This is a genomic window from Plesiocystis pacifica SIR-1 (assembly GCF_000170895.1).
Taxonomy (GTDB): domain Bacteria; phylum Myxococcota_A; class Polyangia; order Nannocystales; family Nannocystaceae; genus Plesiocystis; species Plesiocystis pacifica.
In genome coordinates this window covers 1-25,693 of the sequence record NZ_ABCS01000126.1, presented here as the reverse complement: position 1 = coordinate 25,693, position 25,693 = coordinate 1, and the positions used below count along the sequence as shown (strand labels likewise).

General features: G+C 70.1%; 17 protein-coding genes. 4 read left to right on the top strand and 13 right to left on the bottom strand.

Features of this window, described 5'->3' with window-relative positions:
- Positions 1-428, top strand: a 428-nt coding sequence (locus PPSIR1_RS36585; RefSeq protein ID WP_006976319.1) for a helix-turn-helix domain-containing protein, incomplete at its 5' end; no start/stop codon positions are given.
- 242 nt (positions 429-670) lie between these two features.
- On the opposite strand, the gene PPSIR1_RS36580 is transcribed toward PPSIR1_RS36585, so the two are convergent.
- The 3 genes from PPSIR1_RS36580 to PPSIR1_RS36570 form a co-directional block, all read right to left on the bottom strand.
- The gene (locus PPSIR1_RS36580) at positions 671-4,054 is read right to left on the bottom strand and encodes a TonB-dependent receptor (protein ID WP_006976318.1); all 3,384 of its coding nucleotides are present in this window, start codon (positions 4,052-4,054) and stop codon (positions 671-673) included.
- 315 nt (positions 4,055-4,369) lie between these two features.
- Positions 4,370-7,627: a carboxypeptidase-like regulatory domain-containing protein gene (locus PPSIR1_RS36575; protein ID WP_157596364.1), complete on the bottom strand. Its 3,258-nt coding sequence runs from the start codon at positions 7,625-7,627 to the stop codon at positions 4,370-4,372.
- Positions 7,628-7,810: 183 nt separating this feature from the next.
- Entirely contained in the window at positions 7,811-11,269 is a 3,459-nt protein-coding gene (locus tag PPSIR1_RS36570) for a TonB-dependent receptor (protein WP_232296606.1), read from the bottom strand.
- Between the two features lie 669 nt (positions 11,270-11,938).
- On the opposite strand from PPSIR1_RS36570, the gene PPSIR1_RS36565 reads away from it, so the two are divergent.
- Complete coding sequence (locus tag PPSIR1_RS36565; protein ID WP_006976315.1) at positions 11,939-13,504, top strand: hypothetical protein; 1,566 nt, start codon at positions 11,939-11,941, stop codon at positions 13,502-13,504.
- A gap of 25 nt (positions 13,505-13,529) precedes the next feature.
- Here PPSIR1_RS36565 and PPSIR1_RS36560 read toward each other — a convergent pair whose 3' ends face one another.
- From PPSIR1_RS36560 to PPSIR1_RS36530, 7 genes are all read right to left on the bottom strand, one after another.
- A complete protein-coding gene (locus PPSIR1_RS36560) occupies positions 13,530-14,447 on the bottom strand; it encodes an outer membrane protein assembly factor BamD (protein WP_006976314.1) in 918 nt (305 codons plus the stop codon).
- A 126-nt stretch (positions 14,448-14,573) separates the two neighbouring features.
- A complete protein-coding gene (gene murI / locus PPSIR1_RS36555; RefSeq protein ID WP_006976313.1) occupies positions 14,574-15,404 on the bottom strand; it encodes a glutamate racemase in 831 nt (276 codons plus the stop codon).
- Positions 15,405-15,544: 140 nt separating this feature from the next.
- The gene (locus PPSIR1_RS36550; protein WP_006976312.1) at positions 15,545-16,693 is read right to left on the bottom strand and encodes an acyl-CoA dehydrogenase family protein; all 1,149 of its coding nucleotides are present in this window, start codon (positions 16,691-16,693) and stop codon (positions 15,545-15,547) included.
- Positions 16,694-16,785: 92 nt separating this feature from the next.
- Positions 16,786-16,968: a hypothetical protein gene (locus tag PPSIR1_RS36545; protein WP_006976311.1), complete on the bottom strand. Its 183-nt coding sequence runs from the start codon at positions 16,966-16,968 to the stop codon at positions 16,786-16,788.
- A 10-nt stretch (positions 16,969-16,978) separates the two neighbouring features.
- Positions 16,979-17,281, bottom strand: a complete 303-nt coding sequence (locus PPSIR1_RS36540; RefSeq protein WP_006976310.1) for a hypothetical protein — start codon at positions 17,279-17,281, stop codon at positions 16,979-16,981.
- A gap of 16 nt (positions 17,282-17,297) precedes the next feature.
- Complete coding sequence (gene ccsA / locus PPSIR1_RS36535; RefSeq protein ID WP_045117474.1) at positions 17,298-17,996, bottom strand: cytochrome c biogenesis protein CcsA; 699 nt, start codon at positions 17,994-17,996, stop codon at positions 17,298-17,300.
- A gap of 10 nt (positions 17,997-18,006) precedes the next feature.
- Positions 18,007-18,765 carry a heme exporter protein CcmB gene (locus PPSIR1_RS36530; RefSeq protein WP_006976308.1) on the bottom strand — a complete coding sequence of 253 codons (759 nt, stop codon included), beginning with the start codon at positions 18,763-18,765 and terminating at the stop codon, positions 18,007-18,009.
- A gap of 111 nt (positions 18,766-18,876) precedes the next feature.
- Here PPSIR1_RS36530 and PPSIR1_RS36525 point away from each other — a divergent pair, with 111 nt between their 5' ends.
- On the top strand, positions 18,877-19,497 hold the full coding sequence (locus tag PPSIR1_RS36525; RefSeq protein ID WP_157596362.1) for a hypothetical protein: 621 nt from the start codon (positions 18,877-18,879) through the stop codon (positions 19,495-19,497).
- Positions 19,498-19,864: 367 nt separating this feature from the next.
- Here the strand turns inward: PPSIR1_RS36525 and PPSIR1_RS36520 are convergent, their stop codons facing one another.
- Positions 19,865-21,169, bottom strand: a complete 1,305-nt coding sequence (locus tag PPSIR1_RS36520) for a glutamine synthetase family protein (RefSeq protein ID WP_006976306.1) — start codon at positions 21,167-21,169, stop codon at positions 19,865-19,867.
- 111 nt (positions 21,170-21,280) lie between these two features.
- On the opposite strand from PPSIR1_RS36520, the gene PPSIR1_RS36515 reads away from it, so the two are divergent.
- On the top strand, positions 21,281-22,735 hold the full coding sequence (locus PPSIR1_RS36515) for a sodium/proline symporter (RefSeq protein WP_006976305.1): 1,455 nt from the start codon (positions 21,281-21,283) through the stop codon (positions 22,733-22,735).
- On the opposite strand, the gene PPSIR1_RS36510 is transcribed toward PPSIR1_RS36515, so the two are convergent.
- Positions 22,684-24,024: a KamA family radical SAM protein gene (locus tag PPSIR1_RS36510; protein WP_045117473.1), complete on the bottom strand. Its 1,341-nt coding sequence runs from the start codon at positions 24,022-24,024 to the stop codon at positions 22,684-22,686. The genes PPSIR1_RS36515 and PPSIR1_RS36510 overlap by 52 nt on opposite strands.
- 223 nt (positions 24,025-24,247) lie before the next feature.
- On the bottom strand, positions 24,248-25,660 hold the full coding sequence (locus tag PPSIR1_RS36505; protein WP_006976302.1) for a CHAP domain-containing protein: 1,413 nt from the start codon (positions 25,658-25,660) through the stop codon (positions 24,248-24,250).
- Positions 25,661-25,693 lie beyond the last annotated feature (33 nt).

Below are 25,693 nucleotides of genomic sequence, written 5' to 3'. Positions count from 1 at the left end.
TCCCGGGTCAGGACGGCCTCGAGCTCCTCGGCCGAATCCGCAAGTTCGACAAGGACATCGCGGTCATCACCATGACCGCCACGCCCACCCTCGAGTCCGCGACCGACGCCATCAACCTGGGCGTGTCGGCCTACCTGCAGCAGCCCTTCTCCGGGTCCGAGATGCGCGAGACCGTCGCCCGGGTCGCCCGCAAGAAGGGCATCGTCGTCCGCCGCGAGGACGAGCTGCACCTGACCATCGGCAAGCGCATCCGCGAGTTCCGACGGGCGCGCGAGCTGACCCTCAAGCACATGAGCCGGCGGACCAACCTCTCGGTCTCGCTGCTCAGCCAGATCGAGCGCGCCGAGTCTTCGGCCTCGGTGTCCTCGCTCTATAAAATCGCCAACGCCCTCGACGTGCGTATCTCCGAGCTGTTCGGGGATTACTGAGTTGCCCCCGCCGGCTCGCCCCAAGGTCGATGGGCGCTCGGAGTGACGCTCCGAGCTCATCACCCTGGTCAGCCGCGAGCTCGTCGCCCGAGCCCAGCGAGAGCTCCGACGCGAGCACTTCCAAGCTCTCCGGCGGACGTCCGGGCGGCCTGGTCACCCGAGCACGCGAGCAAGAATCACGAACACAGGGCGGGCAGCGTCGAAGACACCGCCCGCCCCGCCGGGCGATTGCCTGGTCACTTCTAAAAGCGCAGCGCGAGCTCGAACTGGCCCGAGAGCGGCTGCTGGAAGCGGGTCTCGACGCCGTAGTTGCCCTGGGGCCGAACGATCTCGCGGTCGAAGAAGCCGTCCCCGCCTCCGGGCGAATGGACCTTGGCGTGCTTGAGGTCGCCGATGTCTCCGCCAGCGATCGGTCGGGCCCCCTCGAAGCTGTAGACGTCGTCGACGCGGAGCACGGCCCGGGCGTTGGTGACGTTGATGAGCCGAGCGATCACCTCGAGCTCGAGGTCCTTGCGCAGCGGGTAGGCGTAGGAGGTGGTCAGGTTCACGCGGTAGTTCGGCTCCATCCGCCCGCCCGCGCCCCGGGGCAGCAGGTAGACCAGGTTCTGCCCGCGGTACTGGCCCTGGGGGGTGTCGGTGCGCACGTTGATGGGCAAGCCCGAGCGGTAGCGGAAGCTCGCGCCGAGGGTCAGCCGACCGTTCTTGCGGAAGTCGAAGCTGTAGATGCCGTCGAGGTTGATCATGTGCGGCACGGTCCCCGAGAGCGGGCCGAAGCTGTTGCGGACCAGCTCGGGGATGTCGTACTGCGTGCTCGCGCCGAGGTTGACCACGCCGGTGTTGGGGTTGACGTAGCCGTCGTAGTTGCCGACCTGGCGCGAGTAGGTGTAGCTCGCGCGCACGCTCCAGCCCTTGGCCAGGCGCCGGGTCAGCTGCAGGGTCCACGCGTCCATGGTCCGCTTGGGCTTGGGGAACATGGTGCCCAGCTGCTGGAAGGCGTCGGCCAAGAACTCGCAGCGGCGCAGGTCCCTGCCCACGGCCACGCGGTCGTCGTCCATGTCGCTCATGCCGTCGAAGCGCTGTTGCAGCTCGGCGCACTGGGCCTGCTGCTGGATGATGTGCTTGTCGGCCACCTCCTCGCCGGGGTTGGCGATCAAGAACAGCTGCCCGCCGTTGGTCGACACGTCCTCGACGGCGCGCCCGAGGTCCTGGTGGACCCAGCGCAAGTTGACGACCAGGTCCTCGATCAGCTCTTGCTCGTAGCCGAGCTGGAACTGGGCGTTGTAGGGGCCCTTGAGCCCGGGCGCGACGGCGCCGGCGGTCAGCCCCGAGGTGTCGCCGCCCGAGTCCACGCACCACTCCGTCGGCAGCTGATCGTCGTCGGTGCGGGCGAAGGAGTCCCCGCCGATGTTCGAGTTTTGGTTGAGGCAGTCGTTTTGCTGGTAGCCGCGCACGACCTGGACCAGGCCGCCGAAGGTCCGGCTGTTGAGCTGCAGGGGCAGGGGCTGGAAGAACCACCCGTAGCTGGCGTAGAGGCGGCTGCGGCCCTCGTCGGTCCAGTCGTAGACCACGCCCACGCGCGGCGCGATGTTGTCCCAGATCAGCACCTGGGAGTCGCCGTAGATGTCGCGCATGTCCTGGACCTCCCAGCGCGCGCCGGCGGACACCACCAAGTTGGGCATGATCGCCCAGCGGTCCTGGAGGTAGAAGCCGTAGTTGATGCTCGACAGGGTCTCGTCGTAGGCCTCGACGCGCACGCCCCGGCCCAGGGGGCTGGCGATCGCCCGCAGCTCGCCGGTCTCGTGGCGGACCCGGCCGTAGCCGAAGGTCGTGCGGTTGTCGGGGGCGTCGGCGTTGGACAGGATGAAGCGGTTGTTGTTGACCCGGGTCGCGCGGGTGAAGCGGTAGCTCTGGTCCGAGGGGTTGAAGCAGTACTCGCCCCCGCCCAGCTCGCCCGCGTCGCAGTTGTCGTAAAAGCCCGGGCTGTTCGAGCCCGAATAGGCGTAGCGGCTGTCTCGCTGGAGGTAGGACACCTCGCCGCCCCACTTGACCTGGTGGTTGCCGGCCTTGGAGTTGACGAAGTGGGTGAAGCTGAAGCTGCCCTGGACGCGCCGGGCCACGTCGCGCTCGTAGTTGCCCATGCCGCCGGACACCCAGGTCCGCACGGGGCAGGCGTCGCCGGGGATGTCCGTGGAGTTGCAGGCCTCCTCGACCCCGGGGATGTCCGAGGTCCGGTTGTCGCGGTCGAGGTACTCGATGAGGTTGCGCCCGCCCGCGCTGGTCTCCTGGGCCGCGGGTTGGTCGCGGATCGCGGGGTCGTCGAGGCGCCAGCCGACCTGCGAGCTGCCCTGCCAGTAGCTGGCCGCGGCGTCGATCTCGAGCCGATCCTGGAGCGCGCGGCCGTGGTACTCGAGGCCGACGACGTTGCTCAGGCTCAGGTCCGTGCCGAACTGGCCGTTGACGATGCCCGTGGCGATGCGCGCCCCGCCGCCGAGGGGATCGGCCGCGGGGTTCGAGCCGAACGAGGCCGGGTCGACGCTGAAGGGCAGGCGGTAGCTCGTCCGCGAGAAGCTCGGGCCGCCGCTGACGGTCAGGCCCAGGGAGTGGCGCGAGTTGATGCGCCAGTCCAGGCCGCCGAGCCAGCCGACCTGCATGCCGCCCGTGGGGAAGGTCTGCTCGGCGAACTTGCGCGTGGCGATGTAGTTGCCGTCGGTCACGCAGTCGTTGGTGCCGTTCTCGTAGGGGCAGGGCGTGAAGCCCCCGGACTCGTCGAGGTCGACGCGGTGGTGGAAGCTCTGGGTCAGGGTGTGGCGCGCCCCCGACACGTTGACGCCGACGGAGAAGAACAGCCGATCCTTGACGATCGGACCGCGCACCGTGGCGAAGGCGGCCCCGCCCCACTCGGGCACCGAGGTCACGCGCAGCGCCTCGTCGGTGTCCATGATGAAGCGCGGCTCGGCCAGGCGCGGGGTGAAGCGCAGCCCCGCCGTGCCGCGCACGATGTTGGTGCCGGCGATGCGCCGGGCCCGGAATTGCCCGCCCGAGGCCCCGCCGTACTGGGCCTCGTAGCCCGACTCGAGCACCTCGGCGCTGCCGACGAATTCGGCGATCGGCTGGGCGCCGACGGAGCCGATGGTCGGATCGCTGACCTCGTGATCGTTGAGGGTGTAGCGCTGCTGCAGGTCGCTCTCGCCGAGCACGGTCTTGCGCCCGCCGGGGCCGTCGTTGGCCGTCGGCGAGAGATCGATGATCTTGTCGTAGGCCCCGTTGGACACCGTCGAGCCCGGGGTGCTCTGGCGGATCGTCTCGCCGTCGAACTTGTCCCCGGAGTGCGCGACGCTCGAATCGATGGGCTTGGTCACGATGATGGTCGTCGTCGATCCCGAGCCCCGGCCCTTGTCCAGGGACAGGTTGGCGCGCATCTTCTGGCCGCGCGGAAGCTCCACCGTGCGCACGTTCTCGAGGTCGTCGTAGAGGGCCTGAACCGTATAGACGCCGGCTGGCAATCCGGAGAGTCGATAGATGCCGCGGGCGTTGGTCAGCACCGAGACCTCTTCGTTGAGGCAGCTGCACTGCACGACCACGATGGCCCCCTCGACGGGCTCCTGGCCGTCGCGCTTGGTCACCACGCCCGAGATCGTGCCCAGCGAATTCGGGCTCGCAGGACCCTCTACGGCCCCGTTTCCGCCGTCTCCCTCAGCGGGAGGGGCAAACGCGAGGGCCTCACCGGCGACGACCGAGGACAGCGCAGTGGCGCCCGCGGCCGCGCCCAAGACACAGACGATGCGGTGGAAGAGCGTGGGTGGCAGCCCGACGCGAGCACGCGCGCGGGCGAGGAAAAATCGATTCACGGCAGGGCTCTTTTGGCCCCCGAGAGAGTGGACCCCGGTTCGCAAGCGGGTTCAGCTCGCCAACGCGGGCTCGAACCCGGGCTTTCACGGGGTTCAAAAAGCCAGGGTGAGCCCGAGCTGGCCCCCGAGGGGCTGCTGAAAGCGAGTGGCCACCCCGTAGTTGGGGTTGCGCGTCACCAACTCGCGCGCGACTCCCCGCCCGCCCGCGCCTGGCAGCGCGGCCTTGGCGTGGGCCAGATCCGAGAGCGTGCCGCCCCGGATCGGGCGCACCGCGTGGAAGCTGTAGACTTCGTCGACGCGCAGCGGCGCCGTGGTGGCGAGGACGTTGAGCAGCCGCGCGTGGAGCTCGAGGCGCGCGCGACCCCGCGGAAGGCTCAGCGCGTAGGCCACCCCGAGGTCGAAGCGACCGATCCCCGGCGTGCGCCCGCCCGCCCCGCGCGGCAGGGCGTGGACCAGGTTGCGGCCGCGGTAGCGCGGGAGGTCGAGGTCGACGCGGGCGTCGACGGGGATGCCCGCGCGCCAGCGGTACCGGCCCTCGACGCGCAGGTGACCGGCGCTCGCGCTCGCGCCCAGACCAAAGGCGTAGCCGAGGCCGAGGTCGAGGCGGTGCGGGGGCACGCCGGCCAGGGGCCCCGCGGCGTTGATCAGCAGCTCGGGTCGCTCGTAGCGGAGGGTCGTCTCGAGGCTGCGCGCGCCGGTCCGCGGATCGATCCACCCCTCGTCGTTGCCGACGAAGCGGGCGAAGCTGTAGCGCCCCCAGGCGTGCACCCCCAGGCCCGACTCGGGGCGGCGCTCGATGGCCACGCTCCACGCGTCGAGGCGCCGGCGCGCCCGGGGCAGCGCCCCCGCGACGCCGCCCAGCCCTTCCCCGGGGTTCGCGAGGATCACCGCGTCGGTGCCAGCGCCCGCGGCCACGGGCACGATCGTCCGCCCGAGCTCGCGGTGGACCCAGCGCAGCTGCACGTCGACGCTCCGAGCGACGCGCTGGGCGTAGCCGGCCTCGAGCTGGCGATCGTGGGCGCCGCGGAGCCGCGGCCGAGTCCCCGCGGTGTCCGCCCCCGCGGTGTACAGCGCCGAGTCCTGGCACCACTCCGAGGGGTGCCCGCGTCCGTCTCGGGGCGGCGCCGCGTCCTCGTTGCTGAGGCAGACCTCCGGCGCCCACCGGCCGACCTCGATGACCCCCGCCATGGCCCGGGCGGCGACGTGCAGGGGCAGCGGCTGGAGCTCCCAGCGGTAGCCGAGGTAGAGCCGGCTGTCGCCGCGCCCGGTCCAGTCGTAGACCAGCCCGGCCCGCGGGGCGAACTGGCGGCGGAGCACCAGCGCCTCGCTCAGGCCGTGACCGTCGCGCAGGTCGCTGATCATCCAGGTCCCGCCGGCGAGCAGCAGCAGGCTCGGCAAGATCGACCAGCGCTCGTCGACCACGACGCGGTAGTCCGTGCGGCTCAGGGTCCCCGCGTAGCCCGGCGCGCGCACGCCGTGGCCCTGCGCCGAGGTGATCGGCGCGTCCACGCCGGCGTGGAACTGGCGCACGCCGAAGCCCCGGCTCAGGCGCTGGTTGGGCGGCTCCCCGGGCCCGGGGTCGATGAGCAGGGCGCGGTGGTTGTCGACCCGCGCGCTGTCGCGGACGGAGTAGCCCTCGTCGGCGGCGGACCAGCACGCCTCGCCGAGGCCGAGCTCGCCGCTGTCGCAGCTGTGCCCGCCGAAGTCGTCCGCGTTGCTGCCCGAGTGCCGCCGCGCGCTTCGCCAGCGCAGCCAGTCCACGTCCACGCCCCACTCGAGGCGGTGGCTGCCGTAGAGCTCGAAGAAGTGCTGGACCCGCGCCCGCGCCGAGACCCGGTCGACCCGGTCTTCGCCGCGCAGGCCGACCCCGCCCCGGCTCGCCCGGCGCAGCGGACAGCCCGCCGTGCCGCAGCGCGCGAGGGTCTCCGCCGGCAGCCAGCTCGACTCGTCCCCCGCCCCGTCGCCCAGCCCCTCGCCCGCCAGCCAGACCCGCGCGTCTCGGCCCGCGCCGTCCTGGAGCTGCGTCCGGGGGCTGTCCGCCGTCCAGGCCTGGTCGAGGCGCCAGCCCCGGGCGGCGAAGCTCGCTCGATGGCTCAGCCCCGCCTCGAGGCCGAGGGCCCCGTCGAACAGCCGCGCCCGGTAGCGCACGCCGGCGAGGCTTCCCCAGGCGAAGTCCCGACCAAAGTGCGCGTCGACGGGGCCGTCGCCCAAGCGCCGGGACACCAAGCTGGTCGGGTCCGCGCCCGGGTTGGTGCCGAAGGGCGTGGGCTCCCAGTCGAGGGGCAGGCGGTAGTTGGCCGCGTGCCAGCGCGGGCCCCCGGCCGCCGTCAGCGACAGCTCGTGGCGCGCGTCGATGGTCCAGTCCAGGCCCACGAGCGCGCCCAGGGTCGCCGCGTTCAGGGGGAAGCTGCGCGGCTCCTCGCGCCCGACGAAGCGCTCGCTCAAGCGCAGGCGCTCGGCCTGGCCAGTCAGCCCCACGACCAGGCCCAGGCCCGAGCCCCCGCGAAGCGGCGCGCGGACCAGCAGGTGGCTCGCGCCCGCGAGCTCGCGGTTGGCCAGGGCGACGACGGCCTCGTCCGTGCTCGGCCAGCGCGGCGCGCCCAGGCGCCCGTAGCCGTACAGGCCGAACTCGCCGTGGACCCCGTCGTCGCTGGCTCTCGGTCGCTCGAGCAGCGCCCCCCTGCCGCCCATGGCCCCGAGCCCGGCCAGATCGAGGGCCAGGCCCTGCGCGGCGACGCCGTCGGGGTGGAGCGCTCCAAAGGCCGGCGACAGGCCCAGCGCCGCCCCCTCCCCGAGCGCCCCGGCCCGGCCCTGACGGCCGACCCGAGCCAGGGGATCTTCGGCCGGCGAGCCCGCGTAGACGATCCACAGCGGACCGGCGGCGGGCTCAGGCGGCGACAGGCCGAGGTCCGGCCACGGACCAAAGCGTGGACTGGCCCCCGATCCCGCTTCGGCGACGCCCTCGGTGAGCCCGCACGCGTGCCCCGGCGGGCAGCTGCGGCCCGTGAGCAGCGGGTGGCGAGCCTCGACGTTCTGGTCGCTCGCCGAGCTGGCCATGCGCAGGTCGATCTGCACGCGCCCTTCGAGGGTCACGGCCCGCCCGACCTGCCCGTCTCGCCACACCGCCCGGACCGCGTAGCGCCCGGGAGGCAGGCCCTCGAAGCGCACCAAGCCCTCGGCGTCGGCGAAGGCCTCGAGGGTCCGCCCGCCCAGGCACGGGCACTCGATCAGCACCAGGGCGTTGACGGCCGCCTCGCCCGCGTCGGACTGCAGCACGCGCACGACCAGCGCCGCCGAGCCCGAGGCCACGCCGGGGCTAGACCCGGGGGAGCGCACCTCGACGGTGGGCATCGCCGGGCCCTCGGGGGCTTCGGGGGAAGCCCCTGGGGGACCCGCCAAGATGCAGGCCAGACCGAGCGCTGGCTGTACGACCCAAGCCACTTTGATCGTCTGCTCCCACATGCAAAAGGAGCAGCGCGTGTGCGCTGCCCCTTCGCTCGCGCCCCGGCGAGGGGGCGCGTCCCTGAGTTCGACTCAGAAGCGCAGCTTGAGCTCGAACTGCGCCGACAGGGGCTGCTGGAACGAGGTCTCGACGCCGAAGTTGCCCTGAGGCTGGACGATGTTGCGACCGAAGAAGTTGGTCGCGCCGCCGCCGGGGGCCCACACCTTGGCGTGCTTGAGGTCGCCGACGTCACCGCCCGCGATGGGACGCGAGGCCTGGAAGGTGTAGATGTCGTCGACGCGCAGGATGGCCTTGGCGTTGGTGACGTTGAGCAGGCGAGCGTTGAACTCGATCTCGAGGTCCTTGGGCAGCGGGTAGGCGTAGCCGGCGCTGAGGTTCCACTGGTAGTTGGGCTGCACGCGGCCGCCGGACCCACGGGGCAGCATGTAGACCAGGAAGCTGCCGCTGTAGTTGAAGTTCGGCGTATCCGAGCGGACGTTGATCGGGAAGCCCGACTGGAAGCGGAAGCTGGTGCCCAGGGTCAGGCGACCGGCCTGCTTGAGGTCGAAGCTGTAGAAGCCGTCGATCTTCGCGCGGTGCGGGATGTTGGCCGAGAGCGGACCGTAGGAGTTCCGGACCAGCTCCGGGATGTCGTACTGGGTGCTCGCGCCGATGTTGATCGAGCCGTTGATCGGGTCGACGAAGCCGTCGTAGTTACCGACCAGGCGGCTGTAGGTGTAGCTGCCGAGCAGCAGCCAGTTCTTGGCGAAGCGCTTTTGCAGCTGCAGGGTCCACGCGTCGTAGTTGCGCGTGGGCGGGTCGAACTGCTCGTTGATCTGCTCGAAGGCGCTGACCAGGAAGTTGCAGCGGTTGAGCTCGCGGGCGACGGGGTTGCGGTTGTCGTCGTCCGGGTCGAAGGCGTCGTACTGCGACTGGAGGTCGGAGCAGGTGTCGCGCTGAGCCTGGATGTCCGACTCGCGGACCTGCTCGCCGGGGTTGGCGATGATGAAGTTCTGACCGCCGTTGGTCGACACGTCCTCGACCGCGCGGCCCAGATCGGTGTGCAGCCAGCGGAAGCCGATGACGAGGTCCTCGATGACCTCCTGCTCGTAGCCGACCTGGAACTGCTGGTTGTACTGGCCCTTGAGGCGCGGAACGATGGCGCCCTGGGTCAGGCCCGTGGTGCCCGAGTTGGTGTCGACACACCACTCGGTGGGCTGGCCCTGGTCGTCGATGCGCGCGTTCGAGACGCCGTTGACCGTGGTGCTCTGACCGAAGCAGTCGCGCTGCTGGTACTGGCGGGTGACCTGGATGAGGCCACCGAACACGCGGCTGTTGAGCTGCAGCGGGAGCGGCTGGAAGAACCAACCGTAGCTGGCGTACAGGCGGCTCTTACCCTCGTCCGTCCAGTCGTAGACCACACCGACGCGAGGCGCGACGTTGTCCCAGATCATGATCTGGGTGTCGCCGAAGATGTCCCGCATGTCCTGAACCTCCCAGCGCACACCGGCGGTGATGTAGAGGTTCGAGAGGATCGCCCACTTGTCCTGAAGGAAGGCGGCGTAGTTGAGGGTCGACAGCGTCTCGTCGTAGCCGTCGGTCCGGACGCCTCGGCCGAGGGCGTCGGCCAGGGCGCGCAGGTCGTTCTGCTCGCGGCGGATGGTGCCGAAGCCGCGGGCGAAGCGGTTGTCCGGGTTGTTGGTGTTGACCTGGACGAAGCGGTGGTTGTTGACCCGCGTGCTCCGGTCGAAGCGGTAGCTGTCGTCGGCGGGGTTGTAGCAGTACTCGCCGCCGCCGGTCTCGCCGGCCTCACAGTTGTCGTAGAAGCTCGGGTCGTTGGAGCCCGAGTAGGTGAACTGGCTGTGGCGCTGGAGGTAGTTGACCGCGCCGCCCCACTTCACCTGGTGCGAGCCCGCGCCCTCGAAGAAGTGGGTGAAGCCCAGGCGACCCGCGACGCGGCGGTTGATGTCGCGGTTGTACTCACCGATGCCGCCGGACAGCCAAAAGCGCGTCGGGCAGGCGATGCCGGGGAGGTCGGCGCCGTTGCAGGCCTCGTCGACGCCGGGGACCAGGTCGACGGCGCCGACGCGGTCGAGGAACTCGTAGAGGTTGCGACCCTGCGAGTCCTGCTCCTGCGTGGCCGGGATGTCCTTGAGCGAGGGGTTGTCCAGGCGCCAGGCGGTCTCCGAGACCGACTGGAAGTAGGACACGCCCGCGTCGATCTCCATCTTGTCCTGGAGGACGCGGCCCTCATAGTTCAACGCGACCAAGGTGGTGTGCGCGAGCGAGGTGCCGAAGTGGTCGTTGACCACGCCGGTGGCGATGCGCGACGAGCCGCCCAGGGGGTCCGAGGCCGGGTTGGTGCCGAAGGCGTTGGGGTCGAAGCTGAACGGCAGGCGGTAGGTGGTCCGCAGGAAGGTGGGGCCACCCTGCGCCGTCAGGCCCAGCTTGTGCCGGGGCGTGATGGCCCAGTCGATGCCGGCGATGTAGCCGAAGTTGAACGCGCCGGTGTTGAACTTCTGCTCGGCGAACTTGGTCGTGGCGATGTAGTTGCCGTTCTCGACGCAGTCGTTCGTGCCGTTCTCGTAGGGGCAGTCCTCGAAGCCGCCCGACTCGTCGAGGTCGATGCGGTTGTAGAAGCTCTGCGTCAGCGAGAAGCGGGTGCCCGAGGGCGCGACGCCGATGGTGAAGAAGACCTTGTCCTTCTTGATCGGGCCGGAGACGATGGCGTAGGCCTGCGCGTTGAAGTCGCCGACCTGCTGGACGCGCAGGGCCTCATCCGTGGACTGGATGAAGCGCGGCGCCGCCAGGCGCGGAGCGAAGCGGACGCCCGCCTCACCGCGGAGGGTGTTGGAGCCCGCGACGCGGCGCGCCGAGACCTGGCCGCCGGACGCACCGCCGAACTCGGCCTCGTAGCCCGACTCCTTGATTTCGACCTCTTGGACGAACTCCTGGATGAGCGTGGCGCCGACGGTACCGAAGGCCGGGTTGGTGATGTCCGCGCCGTCGACGGTGTACTTGGACTCGGCGCCCGTCGTACCCGCCAACGAGATGCCGGCGGCGTCGCGCTGGGCCGTGGGGGCGATGTCGACGACGGCCGTGAAGTCGCGGCTGGTGTCCGAACCGACCGGGAGCTTCTTGGCCTCTTCGGCGCCGATCGTCATGGACGAGGCGGCGTTGCTGGCCACGGGCGCGGCCTCGACGACGAGCTCGATGACCTGGTCCTGCTCCGGGTTGAGCGAGAAGTTCGCCCGGAACTTCGCGCCGCGAGGCAGCTGGGTGATCTTCGAGACGTTGGCCTTACCAGCCAGCACCTGAATCGTGTAGTTGCCCTGCGGCAACCCGGTGAACGAATAGATGCCGCGGCCGTTGGTCATGCGCTCTTGCTGACCGCCGATGCACGAACACTGGAGGATGACGACCGCGTTCTCGATCGGATCCCCGGTCTTGGTGTTCTTGACGACGCCGTTGATGACGCCTTCGCCGGTCGACGGAGGCGCGGCCTCGGCGGTGTCCGGAGCGAGCAACAGCCCGAAACCGGGAACCGCCACCAGGGACACGGAGATCAGAGACTTGAGCAGAGAACGCTTCACAGGAGAGGGCTCCTTGTAGGGGCAGTGCCTTGCATACAGGCGCAGTCCACTGAGGTCTGCGGGTATATCACAAGCCCGGGTTTCAGTTCACCGCTTCCTGACATGGTTCCAGTCGCTTTCCGGCGTGGTACGAGGGTGCGCAGCGCGAGTCTCCCCCACGCCACGGTGCGCGCCCAACCAGGAGCCGTCGACTTCGACGGACTCCCAGACAGGATCTCGCTGGCCGACGCGCGAGGCCGAGACGAGGCGCGGGTGATTGGGGCCCAACGGGGTCTCCGCGGGGCCCTTACACGGACGCGTCGGCACCCTACTACGAAATCCTCCGAGAGCGAACCGGGGAGTGGTCCCCGGCGCGCTTGAGACGGGAACGCGGCCGCTTCGAAGCACCGTGAGTGAAGCCTCGTTCCCGCAGGTGTGCAGCCACGGATGCGGGAGCAATTCCCGACCGGTCCTCCGTCCACCGGGCGCGCCCTTCCCTCCCGCCTCGATACACCTGCGCAGTACGCTGCTCCCCGGCGACCGCACCGGTGGCTCCCCGAGCGTGCTCGTGCGCACGGGCCAAGTTCGATTCCTCAAGGAGATCACCATCTTGCGCGCTCCGCAGCTCTGCCTTGCTAGGATCCCTCCATGCCCTTGGTGCCCAGAGCCGCGCGAGGCCGAGCGCGGCGCCTCGGACTGGGGCTCCTCGGCATCCTCGGCATCTTCGGTAGTCCAGCTTGCGGCCCGGCCCCGTCGCTCATCGACGGCGGCAACTTCGAGGACGAGGGCGGCGAAGCCCCCGAGATCGAATGCGCGCTGAGTCCGGGAGAACACAACCCGGCCCAGCCCAACGCCGGAGCGATCCTCGGCGACCTCGAGCTGCGCTGCGACGACCCCATGTTCAGCCATCTCGGCTTCGAGGTCGCCGCGAGCCCCGGAGGGCCCCTGGTCCTGACCAGCGGGACACACGGCGGGCTGCTCCTGCGCCCGGGCGACGACCCCAGCGCGGAGGGCTCGGGGATCCCCGGCTACGCCGTCGAGCGCCTGCCCGAGTGGCTCGGCGACCAGCACCCCCTGCTCGCCCTCGACAGCGCCGGCGAACCGATGATCGTCGGTCACCGCCCGCTCGAGGCCGACCCCGAACCCGAGCCCGAGGCCTTCGAGTTCGTCTCTCTCCGACCCCGGGACAGCCTCGCCGCGAGCCCCGGGGAGTGGCGCGAGGCCCAGGTGCTCGCCGACGCGGGCGCGCCCGGGCTGCTCGAGCTGCTCTTCGACCCCCAGGGCAAGCCCCACCTTTGGTACGCGGTCGCCGACCAGGGCGGGCCGCGGCACCTCATCCGCGAGCAGCCGGGCAGCTGGACCGCCGGCATCTACCACCCGCCCGGGCACCAGAGCACCGACGCCGGGGTCCGCTTTGCGATCTCCAGCGACGGTGAGGTCCACGCCTTCGGCATGAGCGAGGCCGACGGCAACTACCTGTGGCTGCGCCGGGTCGGCGACGGCGCGGGCGGGGAGCTCACCTCCGATCTGCTGGCCTCCACCAGCTTCGAGACCATCGCCGACGTCCGCGTCGTCGGCGGGCCGCGCCCGGGCTACGCCTCGGTCGAGATCGAGGACGAGTACGGAGGCGAGGGCCTGCCCTACGAGCGCTTCTCGGCCCTGCTCGGCGAGACCTACGGCTCGCTCGTGTTCATCCACGAGACCCCCTACGGACCGTCCGCCGACCTCCTCCCGGTGTTCGGCCTCGATCCGTGGTGCGACCTCGAGCCCGAGGACTGCGCGGGCTCTTGCCCCGAGCACGGCCAGGGCCTGCTCCCGCGGCAGTTCGACCTCGCGCGGACCAACGACGGCCGCGACTGGGTCGCCTGGGTCCACACCCGCTACGACCGGGAGTACGTGTTCGACGAGCACTGCCACCCCAACGTGTGCTTTTGCCAGGTCTACCTGATCGAGGACGCGAGCACGGCACAGCTGCGCATCGGTCGGGTCTCCAACGAGGCCGTCCACGTCGTCGCGCAGTTCGAGCTCGGCTCGACCCTCCTCGACCAGGGCCAGGTCCAGACCCTCGGCGAGCGCGTGGCCAGCGTGAGCGCCCACGGCTTCGGCGATCGCCTCGTGGTCGCCGCCCGGGTCCGAGACGGCCGGACCCCCCGCTCCCTCGACGCGGCCCTGCGCGTCGTCGAGCTCGACACCTCGCTGATCCCCGAGCCCTGACCTTGGCTCGCCTGCGGGGACGAGGTCAGAACTTGCCGGACAGGGACAGGCCCGTGGTCCCGTCCGGGCTCCACATCGGCGCGACGCCGAGGCTCCGGGCGTTCCACTCTTTGGTGCGCTTGTTGCCCTGCAAGAACAAGATCGTCCCGGCCGCCAAGCCGATGACCCCGATGCCGCCCAGGGAGATGCCCAGGCCCACGGCGAGCACGTTGGCCTGGCGCCCGTTCGAGCGCAGGGTGTCCCGGGCCGCGTAGGCGTCCTGGCAGACCTCCCGCGGATCGCTGGGGTCGTCGCAGTCGTTGGCCGAGATGGTGTCGTACTCGACCTGGAGCTGCTCTTGGAACTCCTGGCCGCGCACGCCCATGAGCGCCGCTCCGACCACGCCGCCGACGAGGGCCACGCCGCCCACGCCCAGGCTCACCGCGCCAGCGAGGCGCAGCTTCTTGCCCGGGTCGTCGCCGGCCTCGACGGGCGCGACGGGTCCGGGCGAGTCGTCCCGGCGCGCGTCCGCCTCCTCGTGCGCGGCCATCTTCTCGTCGATCTGCTGCAGGAGCTTGTCGACCTCGCTCGCGTCGCCGAGCTCGGGGTTTTTTTGCAGCTCGATCTGGTAGTTGGTGAACACGACCTTGGCCTGGCGCAGGTGGGCCAGGTCCGGGTCGATGTCGTACCAGCGCATGTGCGAGAGGCCGATGTTGTAGAGGATGTCCGGGAGCGCGGACAGCTCGTAGGCCTGCTCGAAGTGGCTCGCCGCCTCGTCGAAGCGTCCGAGGCGGTAGGCCTTCTCCCCTTCTTTGTAGGCCTCGCGGGCCGCGGTCATGTCCGCGTCACTCGGAGGCGCCGCGGCGAAGGCCCGCGTCTCCATCACCGGGGACAGCGCGACCGTTCCCGCGACGGCCCACGCGAGGCCGGCACGGAGGAGGGAGGAGGGGGAGCGCGTGCGCATGGGCGGTGGGCAGCTTATCAACCGCCGGTCGCGGCGGAAACGTCGAGGGCGACTTTGCTGTCTTGCCCCCTTGCCCCCTCGTTGCGCGCTCTCACGGCGCCGTCGTGGACGAGCCGCGCCCGGCCGTCACAGATCGACGCGCTCGACCGCGCTCGCGTCCAGCTGCGCGCCGAGAAACACCGACCCCACCCGGGCGAAGCGATCGGGCGCGTCCGTGGCCAGAAAGTGCAGCGAGTCGCCGCCGCCTTGTCCCGCCGCCAGGCCCTCCCGCTCGAGCGCCCGGGCCACGCTCGTCGCGGTGGTCTCGGCCGAGTCGACCAGGCTGACCTCGGGCCCGCACACCTCCTGCAGGACGCCGCGCAGCACGGGAAAGTGGGTGCACCCGAGCACGAGGGTGTCGACGCGCTCGTCCTCGTTGCCCGACAGCTCCACGGCGAGGTAGCGCCGCGCGATCGCCTCGGGGATGGGACCGCGCACCCACCCCTCCTCGGCGAGGGCCACGAACAAGGGGCAGGCCACGCTGCGGACCACGATCGCCGGGCGCCGCCGCGCGATCGCTCGCTGGTAGGCGCCGCCGTTGATCGTGCCTTCGGTGCCGATCACGAGGACGCGATCGCTGCGGGTCGCGGCGCAGGCCGCCCACGCGCCCGGCTCGATCACCCCGATCACCGGGACGGGGGCGAAGCGCTCTGCGAGGCGACTGACGGCCACGGCCGAGGCCGTGTTGCAGGCGATGACCAGCAACTTGATGCCGCGCTCGACGAGGACCCCCGCCGCCTTCTCGGCGTAGCGCGCGACGGTCTCGGGGCTCTTGGTCCCGTAGGGCAGCCGCGCCGTGTCGCCCAGGTAGATGAACCGCTCATTCGGCAGACGCCGACGCAGCGCGCGGAGCACCGTGAGTCCGCCGACTCCGCTGTCGAACACGCCGATGGGTGCATCGTTCATCTCCCCCAGCATAACGCCTCCGTCGGCGCGAGTGCGCCCTCGCCGAAGCTCGCCCCGGAGCCCTGGCGCAACCCACCCGCCGGTCGGCCCCAAACGCGACGGCGCCCGCCGGACGAGCCGGAGGGCGCCGAGTGCCGAAGCGAACGCGAAGCTCAGGCGCCGCGGAGCAGGCCGCGGGCGATGACCATGCGCTGGACCTGCGAGGTGCCCTCATAGATCTGCAGCAGCTTGGCGTCGCGGTAGAGCTTCTCCACGGGGTACTCGCGGGTGTAGCCGTAGCCGCCGAACACCTGGACCGCGTCCGTGGCCGCCTTGACCGCCGCGTCCGCGCTGAAGCACTTGGCCAGCGAGGAGGTCAGCGTGCGCTTTTTGCCCGCGTCGACCTCCCAGGCCGCCTTCATGTACATCAGCCGCGAGGCCTCGTAGCTGATCGCCATGTCGGCGAGGATCATCTGGATGGCCTGGTGGTTGCCGATCGGCACGCCGAAGGTCTTGCGCTCGAGGGCGTACTTGCACGACTCGTCGAGGCAGCGGCGGATCAGCCCGGCCGCGCACGCGCCGATCATCGGGCGCGACTTATCGAACACCTCCATGGCGATGTAGAAGCCCTTGCCGGGCTCGCCGAGGATCTGCTCGTCGGGGATCTCGACGTCCTCGAACAGCACGTCGGCGGTGTCCGAGGCCCGCTGGCCCAGCTTCTTCTCCTTCTTGCCGACGCTGACGCCCTTGGCGTTGCGGTCGACCACGAAGGCGGTGATGCCCTTGTGCTTGAGCGCGGGATCGATGGTCGCAAAACCGGTGTAGATGCCCGCGTGGCTGGCGTTGGTGATCCACCGCTTTTGGCCGTTGAGGATCCAGCCGCCGCCCTCTTTCTTGGTCAGCTTGGCCTTCATGCCCGCGACGTCCGAGCCGGCGTCGGGCTCGGAGCAGGCGTAGCTGATGAACTCGAAGTCCTCGGACAGGCGGCCGAGCCACTTGTCCTTTTGCTCCTCGCTGCCGCCGACCATCAGCGGCAGCGCGCCGAGGTGGTTGCACATGATCGAGGTCTCGATGCCGGCGCAGCCGTAGCCGAGCTCCTCGGCGATCAGGCAGCCGTCGAGGGTGCTCAGGCCGAGGCCGCCGTAGGCCTCGGGCAGCTCGACGTTCATCAGCCCGAGCTCCCAGGCCTCGCGGAACAGCTCGGTCGGGAATTTCTCCGTCTCGTCGTACTCGTGGGCGACGGGGATGATGCGCTCGACCGCGAACTTGCGCGCGGTCTCGAGGAGCTGGGACTGCTCTTCGCTAATGGTCGGGTTGAACATCGTCGGCGGCTCTCCTGGGCCAGGTTGGCCGGGCATTGATAGCCGCCCACCGCGGAGCCCGCAAGCCACCCCGCGCGAAACGCTTAGCTTGCTCATTGTCGCGGATCCGCGCCGCCCTCTCGGGCCTTGCGCCGGGCGTCGCGCGCGGCTCGGCGGCGATCCTTGTCGGCCTGCTCGTCCCGCGCGAGCTCGGCCTTGCGGCCACCGAGCACGAAGCCGATGACCGCGCCGAGCAAGATCATGCCCGGGATGTAGATGAAGTGAGCGAGGGTCACGGCGGGGGGCTCAACCCTTGGGCTGGGTGCGCTTGCGCAGGGCGTCGAGGTCGGCCTGCTGCTTGCTCGAGCGCCACCACAGCGTCACGCCGTAGATCGCAAACAACACCCAGATGACGCCGTAGGCCAGGATGATGTGGGCGTGGTCCGAGGACACCTTGGCCTCGACCTCGGCCTCGTACTGGCGCTTGAGCTCGACGGTCTCGCGGTCGCGGCCCTCGACCTTCTTCATTCCAGGAGCGTCGTCGGCCTTCGCCTCACCCGCGGTCGCGCCCTCGGGCTGCTCGTTCTCGTTTTCGGCAATCGGTTCCATGGCTAGTTCGCTTCGTTCAGGCCCGGGCCGGGACAGCCGCGGCGGGGTTGGGGTCTCGTTCGTCGGCTTCGATCCACGCCTCGTCGAGGCCGATGGCGATCCGCTCTTGCCTGGCGCGGATCCACACCAGGCTGATGGCCAGGAGCAGCAGCGCGCCCAGGCACCACCACAGGCTGTTCCACATGGTCTGCGGCAAGCTCCCGACCACCGTGTTGCTCGGGTGGGTCGTCTTCCAGATCTTCACCGCGTAGTAGATGATCGGCACGTCGATGGCCCCAAAGATCGCCAGCGCGGCGGCGAGGCGCTCGGAGTTGGCCGGGCCAAAGCGGCGCACCAGCAGGTAGGCCACGAAGATCATCCATAGCAGCGCCGTGGACACCTGGCGGGCGTCGCCGGTCCACGGCGTGCCCCAGGTCGCGTCGCCCCAGATCGGCCCGGTGATCAGCACGCCCAGGCCGGCGAGCACGGTCATCTCGCCTGCGGCCACGGCCAGGGCCTCGGCCCGCTCCGAGCGTCGGCGCAGCTGGACCGCCGCCGCGATGCCGCAGACCATGGCGAAGAGCATGCAGATCCACGCCAGGGGCACGTGGAAGTAGAAGATCTTCTGCGCCGTGCCCATCTCGCGCTCGATGGGGGTCATCAGAAACACCCGGTAGACGCAGTAGGGGAACAGCGCCGCCGAGTTGGCCAACAGGAAGTAAGGGACGTGTTTCATGGCGAAGGTCTCAGCGCCCGCGGGCGCGGGCGGCACGCGCTGCGGCGCGGCTGTTGGGGCTCTCGGACGCGCCCCCCGGCTTGGCGGACACGCCCACGAGCACGGCCTCGAACAACCAGCAGCCCATGGCGATCAGGGCGACGTCCAGAGCCGCCATCTGGCCGATGGTCGACCACAGCTCGCCGTGGCCCTCGATCAGGCGCTGGGTGGCGACCAGGGCGAACAACAAGATCGGCGTGGTCAGGGGGTAGAGGATGACGGACAGGAGCACGTTCTTGCCCGAGCTCGTGGCCAGGCCCGCGGCGAACAGGGTCCCGATCGCCGCGTAACCCACGCAGCCCAGGGTGACCAGGGCCATCGTCGCCAGCGGATCGGCCGCGAACATCTTGGCGGCCGGGAACAAAAAGCCCAGGCCGGGGACGAGCAGCACCGCGCACGCGAGTAACACGACGACGGTGAACGCGAGTTTCGACAGGTAGATGGCCAGGCGGTCGACGGGCGCGGCGAGCAGGGCCGCCAGGGTCGAGTTCTCCCGCTCGCGATCGAACACCCGCGTCAGGGTCAGCGCGCCCACGAAGGCAATGCACAGCCAGATCATGCCCGGCACGGCCTTGGGCTGCACCTCCTCGTCGAGGCCAAAGAAGGCCAGGGCGAACAGCACGACCACCACGAGGGTGAAGAACCCCGCCGTCAGCACCAGCTCGAAGCGCCGCGCCTCTTGGCGCAGGTCGTTGCGGGTGAGCAGCCAGGTTTGTCGCAGCAGCCCCATGGACTCCGGCGAAGGTACGTCACGGGAGGCGCTCCGCCCAGTCACGGGGCGACTCCAGCCTGGGAGGCCCGTAGGTGTGACCTTGCGCAAACCGCTTGCTAGACTCCAGCCGTGCCGGACGAGCGCTCGACGCCGCGAACGCGCCACTGCGTGCTCTGCCTTCCCCTGCTGCTCGCCCTGCTCGGCGCGTGCTCCGATCCGGCCCCGAGCCCGACTGTCCAAAAAGACGCACCCGCAGCAGCCGAACCCGAGGTCAGGCACGAGCCTCCCGAGCCGGCGGACTCGCCCGCCGTGGAGCCAGCCCCTGCAGAGCCGGCCATCGACCCCGCCCTGCTCCAGCCGATCCGCGCGGTGAACTCGGCCGTCACCACCCGCGGCCTCCCCCAGCACCTGCGCGTCGCCTTCCAGGCCCCCGCGGACGCGCCCATGACCCTCACCCTCGAGGGCGTGCGCCTGCGCGACCCCGAGGGCGGCGAGGCCAAGGCCCTGAGCGTCGACCAGATCCAGCTGTGGCGCAGCGACGCCGACACCCCCGCCGCGGCCAAGCAGGGCGAGGCCGTCGAGCTCCCCGCCAAGGCCAGCGGCGAGCTGCTCGTCTACCTCGAGGCCTGGGACGGCGACCACCTCGCCGAGCGCTACGACTTCGAAGTGAGCGTGGCCCGGGACGGCGGGGAGGCGAAGCCGCTGACCGTCACCGTCACGCGGGCGACGCGGGACCCCAGGCGGCGCTGAGCTTCGGGCACCATGCCCAAGGCTCGCGGCGAGCCCCAGAGGGGTCGGCCCAAAACGAGTTTGGCCGACCCTCTGTCTACTTTAGCCGTCGTGGACGACGCCACGCCCTCCCTGCCCCACGTCCACGACTCAGGGACTGTCAAGTTTTCACAGTCCCTGTCTATTTTAGCCGTCGTGGACGACGCCACGCCCTCCCTGCCCCACCTCCACGACTCAGGGACTGTCAAGGAATCCACGCCCCCGCTTGCGGGGGCGACCACCAGCCTTCTCAAAGGCACGAATCCCATTGCCCACCAAGCCAAAGCGGAGGAGCGGACAGCGACGAAGCGCCCCCGGTTCCCAAACGGCTGTGGGGGCAAAGTAGAACTCAGGTCGACAGGCTGCGGCGGTGCTCTCGGCTCGTGACGTGAGTCCGGTAGCCCTCCCACTCGGCGGTCTTGAGCGCCATGTACTGGCTGTACATCTGCTCGCCCAAGAGCCCCGGCAAGAAGCTGCTCTTCTCGGCCTCGACGAGGGCCTCGTACAGGCTGCGCGGGAGGTAACGCTCGTCCCACAGCTTCATCTCGTCGCCGCTGTCGTAGGTGCTCCCCTTGTCCGGCTCGCCGCAGTCGAGCTGCTCGCGGATGCCCTGCAAGCCCATGCCGATGTAGGTGGCCAGCTGCAGGTAGATGTTGCCCGAAGGATCGGGCGATCGGAGCTCGATGCGCTTGCTCTTCGCCGAATTGGAGTAGGGCACCCGAACCATCGACGAGCGGTTCTTCAGGCCCCACCCCCGGCGCATCGGCGCCTCGCGGTTCATGATGTAGGCCTTGTAGGAGTTGAAGGTCGAGGCCATGACGATCGAGGTCTCGCGCGCGTATTTGATGATCCCGCCGATGAACCACCGCGCCGGATCGCTGAGCTTGCCCACGCGGCCCTCCTCGAAGAACACCGGCTCGCCCTCGCGGCCGCGGATCGACAGGTGCATGTGCAGCGCGCTGCGGTTTTGGCCGTTGAAGGGCTTGGGCATGAAGCTGGCGTGCAGGCCGTGGCGGGCCGCGACGCGCTTGGCCACGTAGGTGAACAGCAGCGTGCGGTCGGCGACCGCGAGCGGGTCGAGGGGGCCGAGGTTGATCTCATGCTGCGAGGCCGTGACCTCGTGGTGCATCTTCTCGAACTGGATGCCCGTCCCGCGCAGCACCTCGACGATCTCCCTGCGCACGGCGTCCCCGCCGTCGCGGGGGTCGGCGTGGAAGTAGCCGGCGTCGTCGCTGTGAATGTCCTCGCCGAACGCCTCGCCCGAGAGCAGGAAGAACTCGTGCTCGGGGCCGACGAGGAATTCATAGCCGAACTCCTCGCGGGCCTGGGCGACGACGCGCTCGAGCACGCCCCGCGCGTCGATGGCCGAGCGCTGCCCCGCCTCGGCGTCGACGCGCCCGACCATGAAGCCCACCTTGTCGTCGACCAGCGGGATCGTCCGGTAGGTCTCGCGCAGCGGCACCAGCAGCTTGTCCGAGTCGTCCACGCGCGCGTGCCCGGCGACGGAGCTGCCGTCGTAGCCGACGCCGTCCTCGAGCAGTGACTCGATGTTGTCGGGGTTGACCTGCAGGGTGATGAGTCGACCGTTGAGGTCGGTGGTGAAGATCCTGAGGTTGTCCGTGTCCTGGATCGCGTGGCTGGGCTCGGAAGTCATCTAGGCATGACGACCCCCGCCTGAGCCGGCGCGAAGATTTGCTAGGCTGCAACCCTTGCTCGTTGCACGACCAGACTTCGCATGCTCGTTGGATGACACACCGAGGCTGAGATGAACGAGGGCCTCGTCGTCGCCAGCTTCGTCGTCTTCTTGCTCGCCTTCGTCGCGATCGGGGCCCTCTCGGCGCGGGCGAGCCGGGCGAGCACGGAGGACTACCTGGTGGCGAGCCGGGACGTGAAGCCCTGGCTGATCGCCCTCTCGGCCGTGGCCTCGAACAACAGCGGCTACATGTTCATCGGGCTCATCGGCTTCACCTGGCGCGTGGGCATCTCCGCGATCTGGCTGCAGATCGGCTGGGTCATGGGGGACCTGCTGAGCTCGCTGTGGCTCCACCGGCGCGTGCGCGTCCACAGCGAGCGCGTCGGCGCGACCTCGGTGCCTGGGCTGCTCGCCCGAGACGGCCGCGGCCAGAGCTCGCGGACGATCGCCGCCCTCGCGGGGGCGCTGACGCTGGTGTTCCTCAGCACCTACGCCGCCGCCCAGCTCCTCGCCGGCAGCACGACGCTGCACACCCTGTTCGGCTGGCCGATGTGGACCGGCTCCGTGCTCGGGGTCGTCATCGTCGCTATCTATTGCCTGGCCGGAGGCATCCGCGCGTCGATCTGGACCGACGCCGCGCAGTCCCTGGTGATGATCGTCGCCATGCTCGTGCTGCTCGCGATGTGCATGGCCGAGGCCGGCTCGCCGGCGACGCTCATGACCACGCTGGCGACCGCCGACCCCGCCCTCGCCGACCCCGCCCCCGACGGCCTCAGCCTCGGCCTCGGCCTCTACCTGCTCGGCTTCCTGTTCGGCGGGGCGATGACCGTCGCTCAGCCCCACATCCTGATCCGCTTCATGGCCATCGACCGCCCCGAGTCCATCGGGCGCGCCCGGGCCATGTACTTCGGCTGGTACCTGCTGTTCAGCGTCGCGGTCATCCTCGTCGGGCTCTACGCCCGCGCGCTGCTGCCGGAGCTCGGCGCGGGCCTCGAGGGGGCCGAGCTCGACGCCGCCACCGAGCGCGCCCTGCCCACGCTCTCGCTCGAGCTGCTGCCCTCGATCCTGGTCGGGGTCATGCTCGCGGGCCTGTTCTCCGCGACCATGAGCACCGCCGACTCGCAGCTGCTGTCTTGCAGCGCCGCGATCACCCAGGACATCAACCCGCGCTGGGCCGACTCTCCGCGCGCCTCGAAGGCCGCGACCCTCGGCGTCGCGGGCCTCGCCCTGACGATCGCGCTGGCCAACATCGACGGCGTGTTCGCCCTGGTCATGATCGCGTGGGCGGCCCTCGGCGCGACCCTCGGGCCGCTGCTCATGGTCCGCCTCCGCGGTCGGCCCCTGCCGCCCTGGCTCGCCGCCGTGATGATGGCCTCGGGCCTGGTCACGGTCATCGCCTGGCGGGCGACGCCCTGGGTCGACGCGGTCTACGAGGCCCTCCCCGGGGTCCTCGTGCCCATGTTGATCTACACGATCTACACGACCGTGAGCCGCTTCTTGGCCCCCGTCGACGCGGCGGAGAAGTAGGGGGCGTCCTCGGGGAAGGCGGGTCGCAGATCCGTGAACCATGTCGCGCGCTCGTCAAACTCGGCGTAGAAGGGTTTGCGGACCAGGTCCGGGTCGCGGGCCTGGAGCAGCTGCAGCGCGAACACCCGCTTGCCCGCGACCTTGGCGACGCCGTCGACGAGGACCTTGCCCGGCATCGTGGACATCGACGGGCCCCGGACCGTGCGGGCCAGGCCCGAGACCTGGCGGTAGGCGTCGCCAAAGATCTCCCAAGCCCGCGCGAGCGGGACCTCGAAGTAGTTGCGCGGGCCGGTGTCGCGCTCGACGAACATGTAGTAGGGGATGCAGCCGAGCTTGACCCCCGTGCGCCACAGCTCGGCCCACGTCTCGGGCGCGTCGTTGATCCGACGAATCAGCGGAGACTGGATGCGGATCTGGGCGCCGGTCGATCGGATCCGCGCGACCGCCCGCTGGGCGACCTCGGTCTGGAGCTCGCGCGGGTGGTTGTAGTGGGCCATCAGCGCGAGGTGGCGGCCGCTGGCGCTCACCTCCTCGAACAGGGCCAGGAGCTCGTCCGCGTCGTCGTCGCTGACGTAGCGCTGCGGCCAGTAGGAGACCGACTTGGTCCCGATGCGGACGTTGATGTGCTCGAAGTCCGGGTGCAAGAGCGGCTCGATGTAGCGGCGGAGCACCCGGGTCTTCATCACCATGGGATCCCCGCCAGTGAACAGCACGTCAGTCACCGCCGGGTTGTTGCGCAGGTAGGTCGTCAGGTCGGCCATCTCCCGCGACTCGAACTTCATGCCCTCGAGGCCGACGAACTGCGCCCACCGAAAGCAGAAGGTGCAGTAGGCGTGGCAGGTCTGGCCCTGCTGGGGAAAGAACAGCACCGTCTCCCTGTACTTGTGCTGGACCCCCTCGAGCCTGCGCCCGTCGACGGTGGGTACGTTGTGGCTCCGCTGACCGGCCGGGTGAGGGTTGAGCCGCAGCCGGATCGCATCGGCAGCGCTCCGAATTTCGGCCTTCGAGGCGCCCGCGCGCACGAGCTCGGCCATGCGCGCGTAGTCGTGCTCGGCGAGCATCCCCGACTGCACGAAGGTCAGCTGAAACATGGGATCGTCAGGGACCCGATCCCAGTCGATGAGCTCCTCGACGATGTACTCGTTGGTCTTGAACGGAAGCACGGTCGACACGACCTGGATCGCTTCCTTGAGCTCGGGGTCGAGCCGCGTCCACTGCGGAGTCTTGTGGATGTTCGCCCGAGTAATTCCGCGATAGCGATCGAATTGAGGTCGAAGTGCCGTCTGCATGGAGGCCTCGATAAAACGGGGTTACGGGGACGCAACCGCTGCTCGTTTTTTGGGAAAGACGCGCGGCACGACCACGAAGGGCGCCACAGCGTGACTCGACACCAGGAGGGCCGAGTCTCGAATCGGGCTAACATGGCTGCGCGCAAATTGCAATGTGCCGAGCATGCGCTGCTCGGCACATTGCAATTTGTGGCCAGTGCCAACACGCCGACGCGTCCGCGACTCACTGCACCGGCATGTACACGCGAGGGTTGCCGCAGTCGTTGTACATGTAGCCGCAGAAGTCCGAGCACGCGTAGCCAGGCGAGGCGACGATCTCGATGTGGCCGTGGGCCGAGCTGAAGCCGCACTGGCCCGCGTCCCACACGATCACCGAGCCCACCGGCGCGTCGGCGGCCGTCGAGCTGATCTGCTTCAGGCCAAAGTCCGAGTAGAGCGCGCTCGGGTTGGCGTCGGCCCAGTCGCCAAACTGGTAGGCCGAGGTCGCCGGGATGCCCAGCTGGTTCGCGCGCGCCTCGGTCATGCCCGTGGCGGCCTTGAGGGCGTACCAGACGTACTCGTAGCAGGCGCCCTTGGAGTAGCCGATGGAGCCGGAGTAGGCCGCGTCGGCGAGCGCCTTGGCCAGGCCCGCGTCGTACGATCCGCTGTCGCTCGTGCCCCCGCCGGTGCCGGTCCCGCCGCCGCCCTCGCCGCCGTTGGCCGCCGCGGTGCCCTTGGTGCACAGGTTGCTCGTCGCCACCCAGCCCTGGGTGCCGCCAGCGTTGACCTTGAAGTAGCGGTGCTGCCCGGTGTTCCGCACCTGCCCGCTGATCACGTAGACCGCGGTCCCGTCGGCCGCGCTGCCCAGGTTCTGCTCGAGGCTGTCGCCGTCGCGGATGACCGCGTCGCCGTTGCAGACCTCGAGGGTCGACCAACGCAGGAAGTCCCCGGCAACCCAGCCGCGCTTGCCCGCGTGCACCCCCGTCTTGAAGTAGACCTCGTAGTACTCGTAGCCGTTGGCCGAGCTGGTCTCGTAGCTGATCGTGCCCAGCTCGCCCCGGTTGACGGTGAACAGCACGGTGTCGAGGCCGTCGCCGCGGACGTTGACGTACTCGCCGTCGATGTCGTGGGTGCCCACGCCGTCGGTGTCGAGGTCGGACCAGTTCGCGGCGCGGAACACATGGGCCGGGCGCGCCTCGACGACGTAGCCGTCGACGACCTCGCCCGCGAAGTCGATGGTCCGGATGATGTAGCGGTTGTCGTCGAGGACCAGGGCGGCGGGGTCGAGCCACTGCGCGGGTCCGGCGGGGATGGTGGCGACCCGGTCGCCCCAGCTGTCGAGGCTCGGGTTCCACTCGCCGCCAGCCAAGCTCGCCCACTTGGTCATGCTCGGGCGCCAGATCTCGACGACGGCGACGTTGGGATCGGCGACGCCGTCCCACTCGAGGCTGAGCACGCCGTTGGCCTCGGTGGTCGCCCGGATGTTCTCGAAGGTACCAAGGACCGCGTGGTCCGCATCACTGATCGGGATGAGCTCGAGGCCCGGGTGCTGGCGTCCCCCCGTCTCTTCAGCGCATCCAGCGCCCATCTCGAGGAAGGAAAACGCGAGGGCGAGGCTGAGCGAGGCGGTGAGGCAGCCGTGCTTGATGATGGTCATGGTCGGCTCCAGAGCGCCCGGAAACGGTCGTGG

Bases quoted from the DNA above. Each gene is read 5' to 3' on its own strand.
- PPSIR1_RS36505 (WP_006976302.1), bottom strand. From the start codon at position 25,660: ATGACCATCATCAAGCACGGCTGCCTCACCGCCTCGCTCAGCCTCGCC.
- PPSIR1_RS36575 (WP_157596364.1), bottom strand. From the start codon at position 7,627: ATGCCCACCGTCGAGGTGCGCTCCCCCGGGTCTAGCCCCGGCGTGGCC.
- PPSIR1_RS36520 (WP_006976306.1), bottom strand. From the start codon at position 21,169: ATGACTTCCGAGCCCAGCCACGCGATCCAGGACACGGACAACCTCAGG.
- PPSIR1_RS36560 (WP_006976314.1), bottom strand. From the start codon at position 14,447: ATGCGCACGCGCTCCCCCTCCTCCCTCCTCCGTGCCGGCCTCGCGTGG.
- PPSIR1_RS36565 (WP_006976315.1), top strand. From the start codon at position 11,939: ATGCCCTTGGTGCCCAGAGCCGCGCGAGGCCGAGCGCGGCGCCTCGGA.
- PPSIR1_RS36550 (WP_006976312.1), bottom strand. From the start codon at position 16,693: ATGTTCAACCCGACCATTAGCGAAGAGCAGTCCCAGCTCCTCGAGACC.
- PPSIR1_RS36530 (WP_006976308.1), bottom strand. From the start codon at position 18,765: ATGGGGCTGCTGCGACAAACCTGGCTGCTCACCCGCAACGACCTGCGC.
- PPSIR1_RS36510 (WP_045117473.1), bottom strand. From the start codon at position 24,024: ATGCAGACGGCACTTCGACCTCAATTCGATCGCTATCGCGGAATTACT.
- murI (WP_006976313.1), bottom strand. From the start codon at position 15,404: ATGCTGGGGGAGATGAACGATGCACCCATCGGCGTGTTCGACAGCGGA.
- PPSIR1_RS36540 (WP_006976310.1), bottom strand. From the start codon at position 17,281: ATGGAACCGATTGCCGAAAACGAGAACGAGCAGCCCGAGGGCGCGACC.
- ccsA (WP_045117474.1), bottom strand. From the start codon at position 17,996: ATGAAACACGTCCCTTACTTCCTGTTGGCCAACTCGGCGGCGCTGTTC.
- PPSIR1_RS36515 (WP_006976305.1), top strand. From the start codon at position 21,281: ATGAACGAGGGCCTCGTCGTCGCCAGCTTCGTCGTCTTCTTGCTCGCC.